General features: G+C 70.4%; 19 protein-coding genes. 5 read left to right on the forward strand and 14 right to left on the reverse strand.

Translation table 11 applies throughout. The annotated features are described in order from the left end of the window. Positions 1-105 precede the first annotated feature (105 nt). Positions 106-465, forward strand: coding sequence for a ribosomal maturation YjgA family protein (locus ID574_RS46805; protein ID WP_188195530.1), 360 nt, complete (start codon positions 106-108; stop codon positions 463-465). A gap of 3 nt (positions 466-468) precedes the next feature. On the opposite strand, the gene ID574_RS46810 is transcribed toward ID574_RS46805, so the two are convergent. From ID574_RS46810 to ID574_RS46820, 3 genes are all read right to left on the reverse strand, one after another. Beyond that, positions 469-612 (reverse strand): hypothetical protein, encoded by a 144-nt coding sequence (locus tag ID574_RS46810; RefSeq protein ID WP_188195531.1) that lies wholly within the window; start codon positions 610-612, stop codon positions 469-471. Positions 613-744: 132 nt separating this feature from the next. Further along, entirely contained in the window at positions 745-1,305 is a 561-nt protein-coding gene (locus tag ID574_RS46815) for a hypothetical protein (protein ID WP_188195532.1), read from the reverse strand. Further along, positions 1,302-1,853: an RNA polymerase sigma factor gene (locus tag ID574_RS46820; protein WP_188195533.1), complete on the reverse strand. Its 552-nt coding sequence runs from the start codon at positions 1,851-1,853 to the stop codon at positions 1,302-1,304. The genes ID574_RS46815 and ID574_RS46820 overlap by 4 nt, the downstream gene beginning before the upstream one ends. Positions 1,854-1,961: 108 nt before the next feature. On the opposite strand from ID574_RS46820, the gene lipB reads away from it, so the two are divergent. From lipB to ID574_RS46835, 3 genes are all read left to right on the forward strand, one after another. Then, on the forward strand, positions 1,962-2,597 hold the full coding sequence (gene lipB / locus ID574_RS46825; RefSeq protein ID WP_188195534.1) for a lipoyl(octanoyl) transferase LipB: 636 nt from the start codon (positions 1,962-1,964) through the stop codon (positions 2,595-2,597). Between the two features lie 90 nt (positions 2,598-2,687). Then, on the forward strand, positions 2,688-3,137 hold the full coding sequence (locus ID574_RS46830; protein ID WP_188195535.1) for a hypothetical protein: 450 nt from the start codon (positions 2,688-2,690) through the stop codon (positions 3,135-3,137). Then, on the forward strand, positions 3,134-3,808 hold the full coding sequence (locus ID574_RS46835; protein WP_188195536.1) for a hypothetical protein: 675 nt from the start codon (positions 3,134-3,136) through the stop codon (positions 3,806-3,808). Before ID574_RS46830 ends, ID574_RS46835 begins: the two co-directional genes overlap by 4 nt. Here ID574_RS46835 and ID574_RS46840 read toward each other — a convergent pair. From ID574_RS46840 to ID574_RS46860, 5 genes are all read right to left on the reverse strand, one after another. Next, a complete protein-coding gene (locus tag ID574_RS46840; protein ID WP_188195537.1) occupies positions 3,765-5,294 on the reverse strand; it encodes an amino acid permease in 1,530 nt (509 codons plus the stop codon). The genes ID574_RS46835 and ID574_RS46840 overlap by 44 nt on opposite strands. Positions 5,295-5,430: 136 nt before the next feature. Beyond that, entirely contained in the window at positions 5,431-5,976 is a 546-nt protein-coding gene (locus tag ID574_RS46845) for a type 1 glutamine amidotransferase domain-containing protein (protein ID WP_188195538.1), read from the reverse strand. Positions 5,977-6,032: 56 nt separating this feature from the next. Continuing rightward, a complete protein-coding gene (locus ID574_RS46850; protein ID WP_188195539.1) occupies positions 6,033-6,224 on the reverse strand; it encodes a PspC domain-containing protein in 192 nt (63 codons plus the stop codon). 60 nt (positions 6,225-6,284) lie between these two features. Beyond that, a complete protein-coding gene (locus tag ID574_RS46855) occupies positions 6,285-6,794 on the reverse strand; it encodes an HAD domain-containing protein (protein ID WP_223167785.1) in 510 nt (169 codons plus the stop codon). Next, positions 6,795-7,748, reverse strand: a complete 954-nt coding sequence (locus tag ID574_RS46860) for an AraC family transcriptional regulator (protein ID WP_188195540.1) — start codon at positions 7,746-7,748, stop codon at positions 6,795-6,797. A 75-nt stretch (positions 7,749-7,823) separates the two neighbouring features. Here ID574_RS46860 and ID574_RS46865 point away from each other — a divergent pair, with 75 nt between their 5' ends. Next, positions 7,824-8,633, forward strand: coding sequence for an NmrA family NAD(P)-binding protein (locus tag ID574_RS46865; protein WP_188195541.1), 810 nt, complete (start codon positions 7,824-7,826; stop codon positions 8,631-8,633). Here ID574_RS46865 and ID574_RS46870 read toward each other — a convergent pair. The 6 genes from ID574_RS46870 to ID574_RS46895 are packed head-to-tail and all read right to left on the reverse strand — an operon-like array spanning position 8,630 to position 14,823. Continuing rightward, positions 8,630-9,394: an ABC transporter ATP-binding protein gene (locus ID574_RS46870; RefSeq protein WP_188195542.1), complete on the reverse strand. Its 765-nt coding sequence runs from the start codon at positions 9,392-9,394 to the stop codon at positions 8,630-8,632. The genes ID574_RS46865 and ID574_RS46870 overlap by 4 nt on opposite strands. Beyond that, on the reverse strand, positions 9,394-10,329 hold the full coding sequence (locus ID574_RS46875) for an ABC transporter ATP-binding protein (RefSeq protein ID WP_188195543.1): 936 nt from the start codon (positions 10,327-10,329) through the stop codon (positions 9,394-9,396). Before ID574_RS46875 ends, ID574_RS46870 begins: the two co-directional genes overlap by 1 nt. Beyond that, the gene (locus tag ID574_RS46880) at positions 10,329-11,171 is read right to left on the reverse strand and encodes an ABC transporter permease (RefSeq protein ID WP_188195544.1); all 843 of its coding nucleotides are present in this window, start codon (positions 11,169-11,171) and stop codon (positions 10,329-10,331) included. Before ID574_RS46880 ends, ID574_RS46875 begins: the two co-directional genes overlap by 1 nt. After that, entirely contained in the window at positions 11,168-12,082 is a 915-nt protein-coding gene (locus ID574_RS46885) for an ABC transporter permease (RefSeq protein ID WP_223167786.1), read from the reverse strand. Before ID574_RS46885 ends, ID574_RS46880 begins: the two co-directional genes overlap by 4 nt. A 3-nt stretch (positions 12,083-12,085) precedes the next feature. Further along, entirely contained in the window at positions 12,086-13,693 is a 1,608-nt protein-coding gene (locus ID574_RS46890) for an ABC transporter substrate-binding protein (RefSeq protein ID WP_223167787.1), read from the reverse strand. After that, positions 13,690-14,823, reverse strand: a complete 1,134-nt coding sequence (locus ID574_RS46895) for a C45 family autoproteolytic acyltransferase/hydrolase (protein ID WP_188195546.1) — start codon at positions 14,821-14,823, stop codon at positions 13,690-13,692. The genes ID574_RS46890 and ID574_RS46895 overlap by 4 nt, the downstream gene beginning before the upstream one ends. Positions 14,824-14,924: the final 101 nt, after the last annotated feature.

The following is a 14,924-nucleotide window of genomic DNA, read 5'->3' on the forward strand; positions in this document are numbered from 1 at the left end:
GCACACCATACGGAGAGCGCGTGTCAACGCGCTTCGGAAAATTGTTTCATCTTCGTTTCCTTTGGCGGTGTAAATTTTCAGTGCGCTTGGGGCTACCGTGATCAGGTGCCCCGCCTGCCCGTCCTCCTCGCCGCCGCCCTGACCGTCGCCGCCGGGCTGGGAGTGCGACTGCTGTGGGACGGGCCGGTGCCGAAATACGCGGGAGACGCGCTCTACACGGTGCTGATCTACACGCTCGTCCTGCTCGCCCGGCCGGGCGTCCGCCCGTGGGCGGCGGCCCTGGCGTCGGCCGGGCTGAGCTGGGCCATCGAGTTCGCCCAGCTCGGGGAGATCCCGGCGCTGCTGCGGCCGGTGCTGGGCAGCACGTTCAACCCGCCCGACCTGCTCTGGTACGCGGTGGGCGCGGCCGCCGCCTGCGCCGCCCACGCCCTCTGGCTCAGACGCCGCCCCGCCGCGTCCGGCTGATCGTCACGCGATGACCAGAAGGCACGCCCGTGCGGGCAGCCACCTCCTCAACCCACAGGTGCGGTCCGGGGCGCCCGTCCAGCCCTCCAGCCACAGCACGCCGCCGCCCACCGCCTCCCACAGGCCTTCCTTCGGCTCAACCCGCATCGCAATCTCCTCGTCCTCGTGGATCAGGCGATCAATGATGCGCCGGGAACTCCATAGAGTCGCCACAATCGCACCACAGGCCCGGCCCGAACGGCCGGGCCGATGGCGCGCTGGATCACCTCGGCGGCGTCGTCACCAGCGCGGGGTGTCGACGACGACGCATGGCCCGACCCGGCCGGTGATCAAGGAGGCCGTGAGCGACCACAGCGTTTTCTGCTTCTTCGTCTCGGCGGTCTCCTCAGCGGTCCCGGCGAACTCCATCACCAACGTCTGGCCCTTTCCGATGCGCCGGGGATCGATGTCCAGCCCGCCGTCGCGCATGCGGGCCACCGCGTCGGAGCCCGGCCCCATGGCCACCTGGCCGGTGGTCTTCCCTCTGCCGGGCTTGCACTCCTTGCCGGACGGGAGGTACGTGACGTCGGCCGTGACGCCCTCCTCCCGCAGGTCCCGTTCCAGCTGGTCGGCGTCCTCGAACTCGTTGATCTCCACCCGTACCGTGCCGTCGGCGTTCTTGGTCACGGCGTACGCGGGTGACTCCGTCCCCGCCAGCGACGGCACCGCGAACGCCGCCGCGGCGGCCAGGGCGGCCACGGCGCCTCCGGCGTACAGCCGGCGGGCGATGCGGCGGCGCCGTACGTTGCGGGCCGCGATCTCGGCTTTGAGGTCCATCAGCAGGTGCTCCTCGAATCTCATCCTGGTGCTCCGTCCATGACGAAAGGCAGGTTCCGCAGTGTCCGGCGGGCGCGGTGCAGGCGTACCTTGGCGGCCCCCTGCCGGATGCCGAGGGCGAGCGCGGCCTCCGTGACCGTGAGCTGGTCCAGGACGACCAGCTCCAGTACCGCGCGCTCCCCCTCGGGCAGCTCGGCCATGGCCTCGAAGGCCAGCCTGGCGTGCCGTTCGGCGTCGATGCGCTCCTCGAGCCTGGCGACGTCGTCGGTGTCCAGCGGGCGTCGCCCGCTCACCCGATCCGTCAACTGGTGCTGCTTGTACGCCCTGCGTCGCTCGGCCGAGATCGTCTTGCGGGCCACGCCGTACAACCACGCGATCTCGGTCCCCAACTCGGCCCGATAGGTGTGGGCCGAGTCGAGCACCGCCACGAAGACCTCGGCCACCAGGTCGGCGACGTCGTGCGGGTCGTCGACGCGACGGGCGAGGAAACGGGTGACCGCATCGACGTGCCGCCGGTAGAAGGCCTCGAAGGCCACAGGATCTGTGGCGATCTTCGCCTGTTTGCGACGCACCGGTCATGCTCCCTTCGTCGATTCGCCCGTGCTTGGTGAGAACCGGCAAAAGGGTTACAGCCGCAGGTCGTGGCGCCTGCTTCTCGGAACGCGCTTATCCTCGAAGGCATGAGGGCAAGGCCGCTGACACTCATTCAGGACGATCTCGTCGACTATGACACGGCGATGGAGCGCATGACCGACCTCGTCGGGCAGCGCCAGCGGGACGAGCGGCCCGACACGCTCTGGCTGCTCAGCCACCCGTCCGTCTACACCGTGGGCCGCCGCACGCCGGTGTCCCACCTGCCCGACCCGTCGCGCGGCATCCCCGTGGTCGAGACGGGCCGCGGCGGCCAGCTCACCTACCACGGGCCGGGGCAGCTCGTCGGCTACCTCATCGTCAAGCTGGACGAGGACCAGGGCATCGTCGACTACGTGCGCGAGGTGGAGCTGCGGCTGGTGGAGGCGCTGGGCAAGCTCGGCCTGCCGGCCGAGCGGCGCGACACTCCTCCGGGCTCCGAGCTGCTCACCGGCGTCTGGACGGTCGAGACCAGGCGCAAGATCGTCTCGATCGGCATGCGGCAGAGCCGGGGCGTCACCAGCCACGGGTTCGCGCTCAACGTGGACGGCGACCTGTCACCCTGGAACTGGGCGGTCGCCTGCGGGATGCCGGACGTGGACATGACCTCGCTCAAGCGCGAGCTCGGCACCGCTTCCATGGACGAGGTGCGGACGGTGGTCGCCGCCGCCTTCGAGGCCTCCTGACGGCACGGGATTCCCCGACCGGCTCACGGGCGATCGCCGGATCCAGTTGGATATGGGGGATCATGTCCGCTCGGCGTGAGAAGTGGCAGGGTGAGACCTGCCTCGATCGGCACGGTGGCGGTTCGGATCATCGCGGTCATGGCGCTGGCGTTCGTCGCGGGGCCTGCCGCGGAGGGCACCGTGCCGGCGCCGCCGGCGGACGTCCGGACGCCGAAGTCCGTGCTGGCGCCGCGCGAACCCCCGCCCGGCCTGCACCTCGAGTCGATCGCCTCTCCAGAGGGCGGCGACGACGTCGTCGTGTACGGCGAGGCCGGCAACGTGCTGCACGGCCGGCTACTGGTCGCCATCAACCAGGTCAGCGGCGACTGGGCGGGCTCGTTGCCGGAAGGCGGAAGGAAGCTGGACGGGGGCCGGCCGGGGCGGAGATCGGCGGCACGGGCACCCACCGGTGGATCGCCTGGCCGGTCCGGCGGCTCGGCGCCGCGGAGCCGGTCTTCTATGGCGTCCTGGGACGCGGGCTGTCGGATCGCGAGCTCATGACGGCCGCCGGCGAGCTGGACCAGCACGCCAAGCAGCCGACGGTCAACAGCCGCGGCCTGCCACGCGGCCTGCGGCCGCTCGCGTCCGGAGACCTGCTGATGAGCCAGTTCTGGGCCCTGTCCCTGTCCGGCGGCACGACACTGACCTGGAGCGACCGTCGCGCGGGCGTCTGGCTGAAGCTCACGCTGGCCGGGTACGACCCCCGGACGGAGGCGCTGGCGGCCGCGCTCGCTCCGGCCGAGGCACGCCGCATGCGAGGCGTGACGGGTGCGGCCGGCATGCCGCCCTTCGCCGATGCGTACGATCGCCCGCCGGACAAGCTACTCGACCCCGGGTTCCGACTGGCGGCCGCCGGGAGGGCGAAAGGGGCGCCCTGGGCGCTGGGCGTCGCCGAGCGCAATGGTCAGACGAAGGTGCAGCTGCGGTCCCTGGAAGGAGCGTCGCACTTCGACATGAGCGTCGGCCCTGACGACCTGCGGAAGGAGATGGTTCGTCGCCATGGACGTCGATGCCTTCGAGGCCACGTTCATCGCCTACGACGTGAAGGGAGATGTTCTGGGTCGGACGCAACCGTTCTGACGCACCGGTGGGTACGGCCCTGCGCGAGCCGTACCCACGCTTCGGACGTCAGGAGGTCGGGACCTCGTCCACCGTGCGGCGGGGGCCGGTGAACCAGTGCTTGGCCGACAGCGCCCACCACAGGGCGATGCCGATCAGCACGACGCCGACCGCGATCGGCGCGTAGTTGACCGACGTCCACGTGAAGGCCTCGTTGCCGGGGACGCCGGCCGGGGAGAACGGCATGATGAAGTAGACCGAGATGATCGCGATCTCGACGACGGCGATCCAGCACAGCACCCGATATTTCCGGCCGAGCGTCCACGGGCCGGGCTCGAACTTGCTGCCCATGCGCAGACGCAGCCAGATCGGGATGAGGAACGCCAGGTAGAGCCCGATGACCGCGATAGACACGACGGCGAAGAAGGCGACCGGCGTGGCGGACCCGGGCGGGGCGTACAACGCGGGCAGGGTGATCAGCGCGGCCACCGCGCACCCGCCGAGGATCGCGTTGACCGGGGTGCGGTTGCGGTCGACCTTGGACCACAGCCGCCAGCCCGGCACGGCGCCGTCACGCGAGAACGCGTACGTCATCCGTGACATCGAGGTCACGCAGCTCATCCCGCAGAAGAACTGCCCGATCGTGGAGATCGCGAAGATGGCCGTGGCCAGGGGAGACGACAGGGCGGTCTCGAAAATGGCGCCGACGAAGCCGCCCTGCTTGTTGAGCTCCTCCACGTTCGTGGCGGCGAACAGGAACGACAGCAGCAGGATCCAGCCGCCGATCGCCGAGTAGAAGATCGACTGCCAGAGGCCGCGCGCCGCCGACTTGGCCGCGCCCTGGGTCTCCTCCGACACGTGGGCACAGGCGTCGAAGCCGGTGATCGTGTACTGGGTGAGCAGGAAACCGAGCGGCAGCACGTACAGCCAGAAGGTGAGCCCGTCGGAGCCGTCGCCGAAGCCGGAGTTGTTGTTCGTGCCGAAGAAGACGAAATCGGCCGACTGGTGCTGGCTGGGCGCGAAGACCAGGATGGCGACCACGATCAAGGCGCCGGCGACGTGCCACCAGACCGAGACGTTCTGCAGCAGCGAGATGAGCCGGTGGCTGTAGATGTTGATCAGGGCGTGCAGGACGAGGATGATCACGAAGAGCAGGAACGCCTGGGGGAGCGTGGCCTCCCAGGCGCCGCCGGTCAGCCGGTTGAGGGTGATGTTGAGGAACGTCGCGCAACCGTAGTCGACGGACGCGGTGACGGCGATGAGGCCGATGAGGTTGAGCCAGCCGGTGAACCAGCCGTGGATCGGCTTGCCCATCTTGGCGGCCCACCAGTAGATGCCGCCCGCCGTCGGGTACGCCGACACCAGCTCCGACATGCAGAAGCCGATGATCAGGATGAACAGGGAGATCAGCGGCCAGCCCCACGAGATGGCGATGGGGCCGCCGTTGTTCCAGGCCTGTCCGAACGTCGTGAAGCAGCCGGCGAGGATCGAGATGATGGAGAAGGAGATGGCGAAGTTCGAGAATCCGCTCCAGGTGCGGGCCAGCTCCTGCTTGTAGCCGAGCTCGGCGAGTCGCCTGGAATCCTCGTCAATGGTCATGAGGTCTCCCAATGGGGGGCGCGGAGGACGCTCCATTTGGACTACATCTAGACCATTTCCACCCAGGCGACAAGGTGTTACAGGTGAGTTTCGCTGTGGTCATGAGACCCGTGGCCCGAAGGCCACGGGTCTGAGGTCATGCTCCGAACGCGTCGGCGGCCGCCTGGCAGAACGCCTTGAGGTCGTCCGGCTTGCGGCTGGTGACGAGCGTGTTCGGCCCGGCCGTGTCCACGACGACCTCCTCGTCGACCCAGGTGGCGCCGGCGTTGCGCAGGTCGGTCTGGAGGCTGGGCCAGGACGTGAGCGTACGCCCGCGTACCACGTCCGCCTCGACCAGGGTCCAGGGGGCGTGGCAGATGGCCGCCACCGGTTTGCTCGCGTCGAAGAAGGCGCGGACGAACCGGACGGCTTGCGGCACCGTACGCAGGAAGTCGGGGTTCGCGACGCCCCCGGGGAGCACCAGGCCGTCGAAGGAAGCCGGGTCGGCGTCGTCAACCGTGTCGTCCACGGCGAACGAGTCGGCCTTGTCCAGGTGGTTGAAGGCCCGGACCTGGCCCGTGGCGGTGGAGACGAGCCTGGGCGTCCCGCCGGCCTGCTTGACCGCCTTCCACGGCTCGGTGAGCTCCACCTGCTCGACCCCCTCGGGAGCGACCAGGAACGCGATGGTCTTGCCGTTCAGCATGTGAACTCCCTCCCACGTGTTTCCCCCCTCCTATCCGCCGGGGTTCGATGTATGCCCTACGCGGTACGGGCGCTCTTCGGCTCCTCCGGGATGAGGATCCACATGACGACGTAGACGACCCACAGCGGCCCCGGGATGAGGGACAGGAGGAGCCAGAGGATCCGGACGAGGGTGGGCGGCAGGCCCATCTTGTCCGCGAGGCCCCCGCACACCCCGGCTATGATCCTGTGCTCTCGTGAGCGGTACATGATGTTCCTTCCGTTTTTCGACCTACCTCAAAAACGGACAGCCAGGCCGCAGGACTCCCGTCAGGAACCCTGAGAAAACCCTGTAAGGGTCAGCCATTCATGTGCCATGCCCAAATGGCGGCTGGTCAGTCCGTGTGCGGGGTCCACGTGCACGAGCAGGAAATCGTCGAGACCCTGATGCACCCTGAGGTACTCCTCGTCCTGCGCCCACACTTGGTCGTCGAACCAGACGAACGGGCGCCGCCCCGCGTACGCCGCCACGTGCGGGGTCTTGAACATCTCGCCGTGCTCGCTCGGGACTTCGGCGGTGCTCACGGGGATGACGGGGAGGGACGGGAGGCCGATTCTGGGAGCGATCCAGTCGTTGGCGTGCTGCTCCCAGGTGGTGGCCCAGACCAGCTCGGCGCCGGTCGCCCGGGCGAGGTCCAGGAGCCGGCGGCCGTGCCTGGGGTTGAGGTGGACGGTGTAGACCTCGCCGCCGATCGTGCACCGGTAACGCCGGTAGTCGGGCGTGGGCCGGCCGATGGGATTGAGCACGCCGTCCACGTCGAGCAGCAGCAGAGGCTTCACTCAGGGGCCTCCGGTTCCCGCCTCGGTCCGCCGCCAGGCGTCGGCTCCGGCCCGGTATTCCTGCGGACTGATCCCCCGCACCCGTTTGAAGGCCGCGCTCAGCGCGAACGGGCTGCCGTACCCGACCTTCCTGGCCACCGAGCCGACCGTGGCGTCGGGCTCGCGCAGCAGGTCGGCGGCCAGCGCGAGGCGCCAGTCGGTGAGGAAGGCCATCGGCGGCTCGCCGACCAGCTCGGTGAAGCGCCGGGCCAGCGACGCCCTGGACACCCCCACCTCGGCGGCGAGGGACGCGACGGTCCATGGGTGGGCGGGGTTGTTGTGCAGCATGCGCATGGCCTTGCCGACCACGGGGTCGCCCATGGCGCGATACCAGGCCGGCGCCTCGTGGGTGGCGAACCACGAGCGCAGCACCGCGATGAGCAGCAGGTCGAGCAGCCGGTCCAGGACCGCCTCCTGCCCGGGCTCGTCCTTGACGATCTCGGCTCCGAGCAGTGAGATGAGCGGCCCGCCCGGCTGGACGATCAGCGGGGGCAGCGCCTCGAGCAGCCGCCTGCTGACCTCGCCCTCCATCGAGTACGCCCCGATCAGCATCACGGTCTCCCCGTTGGGGTCATTGCCCCACGACCGCACGCCCAGATCCATGGCCTGGCTGAGGGACTCGCCGTCGGGCGTGGTGCAGTGCTGGCCGGGGTGGACGACGACCTGCGGCTCGGTGGCGGGGTCATCGGCCACGACGTACGGATCCGGCCCCCGGTTGATCATCACCTCGCCGGGACGCACGTGTACGGGCTCACCCTTCTCGGGCACCACCCACGCGCCCCCGCGCACCACCGCCGTCAACGCCAGCGGCGACTCGTCCTGGATGCGTATCGACCAGGGCGAATCCATGATGCAGCGGAGCAGGAAGGCGCCACGGGCGCGCGGCCCGTCGAGCAACGCCGCCAGCTGATCCATGGCTTAGACGATCGCATATGGGATTGCGCTTCTCAACCATGGAGAGTCTTATGGGTATGGCCGCTTACTAGACCCATGACGATTCTGATTCTGGGCGGCACGGGCAAAACCGGCCGCCGCATCGCCGACCGGCTCACCGCTCTCGGACTGCCCGTGCGGATCGGCTCCCGCTCGGCCACGCCGGCCTTCGACTGGGCCGACCGCTCCACCTGGCCGGCCGCGCTCGACGGCGTCACGGCCGCCTACATCGCCTACTACCCCGACCTGGCCTTCCCCGGCGCGTACGCCGACGTCAAGGCGTTCACCGAGCTCGCCGCCCTCTGCGGTGTGCGGAAGCTCGTGCTGCTGTCGGGCCGGGGCGAGGCGGAGGCGCAGGCGTGCGAGGTCCTCGTCCAGGAGTCGGGTGCGGAGTGGACGATCCTCCGCTGCAGCTGGTTCATGCAGAACTTCAGCGAGGACTTCCTCCTGGGCCCGGTCCGCGAGGGCGTCATCGCGCTGCCCGCCGCCGACGTCCCCGAGCCGTTCCTGGACGTGGACGACATCGCCGACGTGGCCGCGGCCGCGCTCACCCAGGACGGCCACGCGGGCAAGCTGTACGAGATGACGGGGCCGAGGCTGCTGACGTTCGGACAGGTGGCGGAGGAGCTGTCCCGGACGACCGGCAGGCGGATCACGTTCGTCCGGGTCCCGCCGGAGGAGTATGTGGCCGAGGCCGTCAAGCACGGGGTGCCCCAGGCGGAGGCGGAGAGCCTGTGCGCGATGTTCACCGAGATCCTGGACGGCCGCAACGCCACCGTGGCCGACGGCGTCGAGCAGGCGCTCGGCCGCCCCGCCCGCGACTTCACCGACTTCGCCCGGGCCAACGCGCACCTCTGGAAGGCCTAGACCCGCGTGACCCTGGCCGGATCCCATCCGGGCCGCGGCACGGAGTCCAGCAGCAGCCGGGTGTAGGCGTGCTCCGGCTCGGCCAGCACCCGCTCCACCGGCCCCCGCTCCACCACCACCCCCCGGTGCAGCACCAGCGTCTCCTCGCACAGATGCCGCACCACGGCCAGGTCGTGGCTGACGAACAGGAGCGCGACCCCCGAGTCGCGGCGCACCTGGGCGAGCAGCTCCAGGATCTGCGCCTGGATCGACACGTCGAGCGCGGCCACCGCCTCGTCCAGCACCAGCACCGACGGCTCCACCGCAAGCGCCCGCGCGATGGCCAGGCGCTGGCGCTGGCCGCCGCTGAGCTGGTGGGGCCGCGCCCCGGCCTCGCGCGAGCCGAGCCCGACCTGCTCCAGCAGGTCAGGCGCCCGTGAGCGGTCCTTGCCGTGCAGCTGGAGTGCGGTGTGCAGGCATTGGGCCGCGGTCAGCCGGGGGTCGAGCGAGACGTACGGGTCCTGGAAGACCATCTGGATCTCCCGGGCCCGGCGCAGCCGCGCCGCCCTGCCGTGCTCGCGCGGGCCCCGCACCCGCCCGTCCACGGTGATCGTGCCGGAGTCGGGCGTGACGAGGCCGACCATCATGCGGGCGATGGTCGTCTTCCCCGACCCGGACTCGCCCACCAGCCCCAGCGAGCCGCCGGAGGGCAGCTCGAAGGAGACCCGGTCGGCCGCCACGGTGCCGTGGAAGGACTTGCACAGTTCGTGTACGGCGAGCATCAGACCTCCAGGCAGGCGGCGAACCCGCCCGATACGGCAACGGGCTCCGGCAGCCGTTCCGTGCACGCGTCCACAGCCTGTGGACACCGGGGCGCGAACGGGCACCCGTCGAACACGTCGTCCAGCGACGGCGGCCGCCCCGGGATGGGACGGATCGGCCGCGGATCCCCCAGCTCGGGCGTGCAGCCCAGCAACCCCGCGGTGTACGGGTGCCGCGGGTCCTCGAACAGCTCCTTCGCCGGCCGCGACTCCACGACCGTCCCCGCGTACAGCACGTGCACCCGATCGCAGAACGCGGCCGCCAGATGCAGGTCGTGCGTGATGAACAGCATGCCGAGCTCCCGCTCGGCCTGTATCCGGCGCAGCAGGGCGATCGTCTCGGCCTGCGTGGTGACGTCGAGCGCGCTGGTCGCCTCGTCGGCCAGCAGCAGCGCGGGGTCGGCGGCCAGCGCGGCGGCGATGACCACCCGCTGGAGCATGCCGCCGGAGACCTCGTGCGGATACTGTCGCATGATCAGGGCGGGGTCGCGCAGGCCGACCGCCGCCAGCAGCTCCAAGGCCCGCGCGCGGGCCTTGGCCTTGGGGCGGCCCAGGGTGAGCACCATGCGCTCGGTCAGGAAGTCGCCGATCCTGCGGACCGGGTTGAGCGACGAGCGCGGGTCCTGGTAGATCATCGACACCTGCGACGCCCGCAGGTCCCTGAGCGCGGCCGGGCCCATGGTGAGCACGTCGGCGCCGGAGACCAGCACCCGCCCCGACACCTTCGCGCCGTTGGGCAACAGGCGCAGCACCGAGCGGGCGATCGTGGACTTGCCCGAGCCGGACTCGCCGACCAGGCCCACGATCTCGCCCTTGCCGACGGCGAGCGACACCTCGCGCAGGATCGGCCGCCGGCCGCCCGCCTCGATCGTCAGCCCTTCGACCGAGAGCAGCATCACGACCCCCTCACGCCCATGCGGTCGGCGAGGCGCACGCCGATCACGTTGAACGACACGACCACCAGCGCGATGGCCGCGCCCGGTACCAGCACCGGCAGGAACGCGCCCTGCACGATCGCCGGCTGCCCCTCCTTGACCATGAGCCCCCAGTCGGACGACGGCGGCTGCGCGCCGAAGCCGAGGAAGCTCAGCGTGGCCAGGCTCATCAGCCCCTCGCCGAACAGCACGACCAGATAGCCGACGATCGAGCGCGCCATGTTGGGCACCAGGTGCCGCACGCAGATCGTCCAGCCGCCCATGCCCTGGACGCGGTAGGCGTCGATGTACGGCTTCGCGCACTCGCCCAGCGCCACGCTCCTGGTGTATTTGGCGATCGTCGGCGCGTAGGCCAGGCCCAGCGCGATGACGGCCGTGGTCATGCCGTTGCCGAACACGGCCACGATCAGCACCACGAACAGCAGGCCGGGGAAGGCGTACATGACGTCGGTCACCCGGGACACGACGGCGTCCACCCAGCCTCGGTGCCAGGCGGCCAGCGTGCCGAGCGCCACGCCGAGGACCGAGGCGATGGCCAGCAGCGCCAGCGGGCCGATCAGCGACGTGCGGGCGCCGTACAGGACTCTGGAGAACAGGTCGCGCCCCGACTGGTCGGCGCCCAGGAGGTTCTCGGGGGACATCGGCGCCAGCGAGGCGGCGAAGTCGACCGCGTCCGGCTCGTACGGCGCCACCAGCGGGGCGAGCACCGCCGCCGCCACGACCAGCCCCAGGAAGGCGGTGGCGAGGCGATAACCGAAGGGGCTCGCGGCCGCCCGCGGCGGCAGTGTCGCGACGGCGGTCATGCCCGCCTCCTCACTCTGGGGTCGATCAGCGGCTGGAGCAGGTCGACGACCGTGGTCACGGCGATGTACGCGGCCACCATGAGCAGCAGCACCGCCTGCGTCACGGGGAAGTCGTGCGTGTTGATGGCGTTGACCAGCAGGGAGCCGATGCCGTTGAGCCCGAACGCGGTCTCCACGGTCACCGTGCCGGCCAGCATCCCGGCCGTGACCAGCCCGCACATGGTCACGATCGGCCCGAGCGCGCCCCTGAGCACGTGTCTGCCCACGATCGAGCGCTCGGACAGCCCGGAGGCGCGGGCGACGGTCACGTGGTCGAGCTCGCGCTGCTCGACCATGGACTGCCGGGTGACGCGGCTGATGATCGCCAGCGCCCCGAGCGCCAGCGTCACCGCCGGCAGCGTCAGGTGCCACAGCGACCCGCCGCCCATGACCGGGAACCAGCCGAGCTGCACGCCGAACAGCGAGATCAGCACGGTGGCGACCACGAACGGCGGCACGGAGGTGGCGAACGTCGTGCCCGCCACCACCGCCGCGTCCGTGCGCCCGCCGCGCACCGCCGCCAGCACCCCGAGCGCGACCCCGAAGACCACGAACAGCACCGACGCGTACGCGACCAGGGTCAGCGTGCTCGGCAGCCGGGCCGCCAGCAGATCGGCCACCTGGTCGTTGTACTGCAGCGACCGGCCGAGGTCGCCGGTCGCCGCGTCGCCGAGCCAGCGGCCGTACTGGACCAGGAACGGGTCGTCGAGGTGGTATTGGGCGCGGATCGCGGCGAGGTATTCGGGCGTGAGGTTCTCCTTGCCGCCCGCCAGGAACGTGACCGGGTCACCGGGCGCCGCGTACGACGCCCCGAAGATCACGAACGACGTGGCGAGCAGCGTGGCGAGCAGCCCGGCCAGCTTGCGGATCACGGCTCAGCCCTTGGCCCCGAGGTCGGCCGCCCACGGGTAGCCCATGTGGACCTGGGAGGCGGGCGGGCCGGTCACCTTGTTGCCGAGCACGACCACGTTGGGCACCTCGACCAGCGAGATCCACACCATGTCGGCGGTGAAGAGCCGCTGCAGCTCGATGACGTCCTTGGCGCGGGCGGCGGGGTCGGTGGTCTCCAGCGCCTTGGCCACGAGCTTGTCGTAGTCGGGCGAGCTGAACCCGACCCAGTTGTTGGACGAGCCGGTCAGACCGTTGTCGTAGAAGCCGATGGGGTCGGACTTGGTGATGTACCAGTCGTCGGGCACCAGGTCGACCTGGGCGCGCACCGATTCATCAGTGTAGAAACTCCCGAACTCCGACGCCGGGACCGTCTTGATCTGCGCCGCCAGCCCGATCTTCTTGGCCGCGTCGACCACGGCGTTGGCGATGACCGTGCGGGCCTGCTCGCCGTTGGTCGCCACGATGATCGGCTCCTTGGGCGACCCGGCCTCCTGCACGAGTTTCTTGGCCTCCTCCAGCCGCGGCGACTCGGGCGCGCCCTGGAGCTGGTCGTAGGCCGACTGGAAGACCTGCTTCTCGTACGACCACGCCCCGGCCCCGACCGGCACCTTCCACGGCCTGGCCAAGCCGGCGAACCCCGACTTGGCGATGCCCGCCCGGTCGACCGCCAGCGACAGCGCCCGGCGGATCTTCGGGTCCTTCATCACCCCGCGATCGGTCGGCAGCAGCACGAACACCCGCGTGGTCGGGCCGTAGGCGACGGTGACCGCCGAGTTGGACTGCAGCGCCGCGGCGGGACCGGTCTCGGAGAGGTACGCCCCCTGCGCCTCCCCCGTCACCAGGCTGTTGACCAGCGCCGTCTCGTCGGCCCACCGGAACGTGACGCTCTTGGTGAGCGGCTTGACGTCCTTGTTCCAGTACGCGTCGTAGCGCTCGATCGTGATCCGGCTGCCGGACGTCCATTCCTTGAGCCGGTAGGGCCCGCTGCAGGCGTCCTCGTGCCCCGGCGTGCCGTATTCCTTGCCGAGCTTCTCCACGACCTCCTTGTTGAGCACGATGCCGGCGCCGCCGGCCAGGGCCTGGACGAAGAGCGCGTTGGGCTTCTTCAAGGCGATCGTGACCTGGTGGTCGCCGGTCTTGGTGATGGAGGCGACGTCCTCGAACTCGTCGGACTCGTCCATGCCGTCGCCGGCGTGCCGCTTCAGGCTCCAGACCACGTCGTCGGCCGTCACCGGGGAGCCGTCGTGGAACGTGGCGTCCTGGCGCAGCGTGAGCACCATGGTCTTGGGGTCGGGCTGCTGGGCCTTCTCCGCCAGCCACGGCTTGACCGTCATGTCGGGCTGGGTCTGCATGAGGCGCTCGCAGACGTTGGCCAGGATCGTGCGGTTGTCGGTGCCGCCGTCGGCGTCGAGGTCGAGGGTGCCGGGCTCCTCGTCGAGCATCCAGACAGCGCTGTCGAGCGGGCCCGCGGCCTTGGCGGTGCGGTCGACCAGCGTGAGCTTGGCGGGATCGGGGGCCTTGGTGGTCGCGGCGGGCCCGCCGCAGGCCGCGGTGAGACCGGCGAGCCCGATGAGGGCGAGTGTCTTCTTCACGGGGTCACTTCTCCATGGGGGCCGTCGTAGAGGTTCCATGGCACGCGCTCGTACTCGTGGTCACAGGGCGTGCCGGCCGCGATCAAGTAGTCGCCCGTGGTGAGGTCGACGCAGCTCGACAGCAGGGTCGCCCACCGTTTGACGGGGGGCTGGGTCGGGTCGGGATGGGTGCAGAGGGACTCGGGATAACCCAGGTGGTCGGACATGGCGAGCTTGATCCGCTTACGGGCCTCGTCGGTGCCCGACGCCTCGCGCACGGCGCGCAGCCCGCCCTCGGCGCGCGGCACCCGGAACAGCGAGTCGGCCGAGCCCGGGCGGTAGGTCGCGGCCAGTTGCGGCGGGACGAACGCCTGGTAGTGGTTGCCGTGGACGAGCAGGCCGTCGGTCGGATACATCCAGCCGACCGCGCCGGGCGTGGTCTCCAGGTCGATCGCGAACCCCTCGCGGTGGGTGATCAGCGCGTTGCTGGCGATGTGGGCCCGCGACTTGGTCAGCGCCTCCAGCGCGGCGTTGAGGTTGCCGCTGTCGAGCACCCGGCGCCTGATCAGCGTCTGCGGCACGCCGATCGCGTCGTCGAAACGGCCGCCGAGCCCGTTGGCGTTGAGCGCGATGCCCGCCGAGTTGGCCCCCTGCCGCCCGACCTGCCCCGCCTCCACGTGCATGATCACCGTCGGCTTGCCGGGCTGGACGACCCTGAGCACCATGAGCGTGTCGGACACGCCGTCGCGCCAGTCCCAGTTCTGCCCCGCGTAGACGTGGCCGTCGCCGGCGGCCTCCCCCATCAGCGCGAACGACGTGCAGCCCTCCGGCTCCATGGCGCTGAAGGTGGTGTCGTAAATGATCTCACCGCGCGCGTTGAGCGCCAGGACGTCGAGGAACCGGACGCCGGCGCCCTCGGCGACGCCCTCCATCTCCTCGACCAGCTCGGGCGCGAACGCCTTGCTGGGCTCCACCCAGCCTGCCGCCCGGCCGACGACCTGCTCCCAGGTCAGGCCGCTGGAGTGGGCGAACGCCTCGGCGTAGTAGGCCAGCGCGCGCTCGACGCGGTCGCGGGCCTGCTCGCCGTATTGGCGGCCGCGTTCACGCGGGGATCCGGAGATCTCGACGAGAGGCAGGGATGTGAGACTCAATGGTGCTCCTTGGACCGGCCCGAAACCCTGTAACGTTCATTTCAGGAGGCGGCGAGTCTTGTAGCGGTCGTTTCCAAGTCAGAGTAATGAGCGCTACACAG

The organism is Nonomuraea sp. SYSU D8015 (assembly GCF_008065375.1).
In the GTDB taxonomy this organism is placed as follows: Bacteria; Actinomycetota; Actinomycetes; order Streptosporangiales; family Streptosporangiaceae; genus Nonomuraea.

Excerpts from the sequence above, each read along its gene's own strand:
- ID574_RS46865 (WP_188195541.1), top strand. The coding sequence starts at position 7,824 with ATGACGATTCTGATTCTGGGCGGCACGGGCAAAACCGGCCGCCGCATC.
- ID574_RS46870 (WP_188195542.1), bottom strand. The coding sequence starts at position 9,394 with ATGCTCGCCGTACACGAACTGTGCAAGTCCTTCCACGGCACCGTGGCG.
- ID574_RS46880 (WP_188195544.1), bottom strand. The coding sequence starts at position 11,171 with ATGACCGCCGTCGCGACACTGCCGCCGCGGGCGGCCGCGAGCCCCTTC.
- ID574_RS46850 (WP_188195539.1), bottom strand. The coding sequence starts at position 6,224 with ATGTACCGCTCACGAGAGCACAGGATCATAGCCGGGGTGTGCGGGGGC.
- ID574_RS46845 (WP_188195538.1), bottom strand. The coding sequence starts at position 5,976 with ATGCTGAACGGCAAGACCATCGCGTTCCTGGTCGCTCCCGAGGGGGTC.
- ID574_RS46815 (WP_188195532.1), bottom strand. The coding sequence starts at position 1,305 with ATGAGATTCGAGGAGCACCTGCTGATGGACCTCAAAGCCGAGATCGCG.
- ID574_RS46875 (WP_188195543.1), bottom strand. The coding sequence starts at position 10,329 with ATGCTGCTCTCGGTCGAAGGGCTGACGATCGAGGCGGGCGGCCGGCGG.
- ID574_RS46840 (WP_188195537.1), bottom strand. The coding sequence starts at position 5,294 with ATGACCATTGACGAGGATTCCAGGCGACTCGCCGAGCTCGGCTACAAG.
- ID574_RS46860 (WP_188195540.1), bottom strand. The coding sequence starts at position 7,748 with ATGGATCAGCTGGCGGCGTTGCTCGACGGGCCGCGCGCCCGTGGCGCC.
- ID574_RS46835 (WP_188195536.1), top strand. The coding sequence starts at position 3,134 with ATGACGGCCGCCGGCGAGCTGGACCAGCACGCCAAGCAGCCGACGGTC.
- lipB (WP_188195534.1), top strand. The coding sequence starts at position 1,962 with ATGAGGGCAAGGCCGCTGACACTCATTCAGGACGATCTCGTCGACTAT.
- ID574_RS46810 (WP_188195531.1), bottom strand. The coding sequence starts at position 612 with ATGCGGGTTGAGCCGAAGGAAGGCCTGTGGGAGGCGGTGGGCGGCGGC.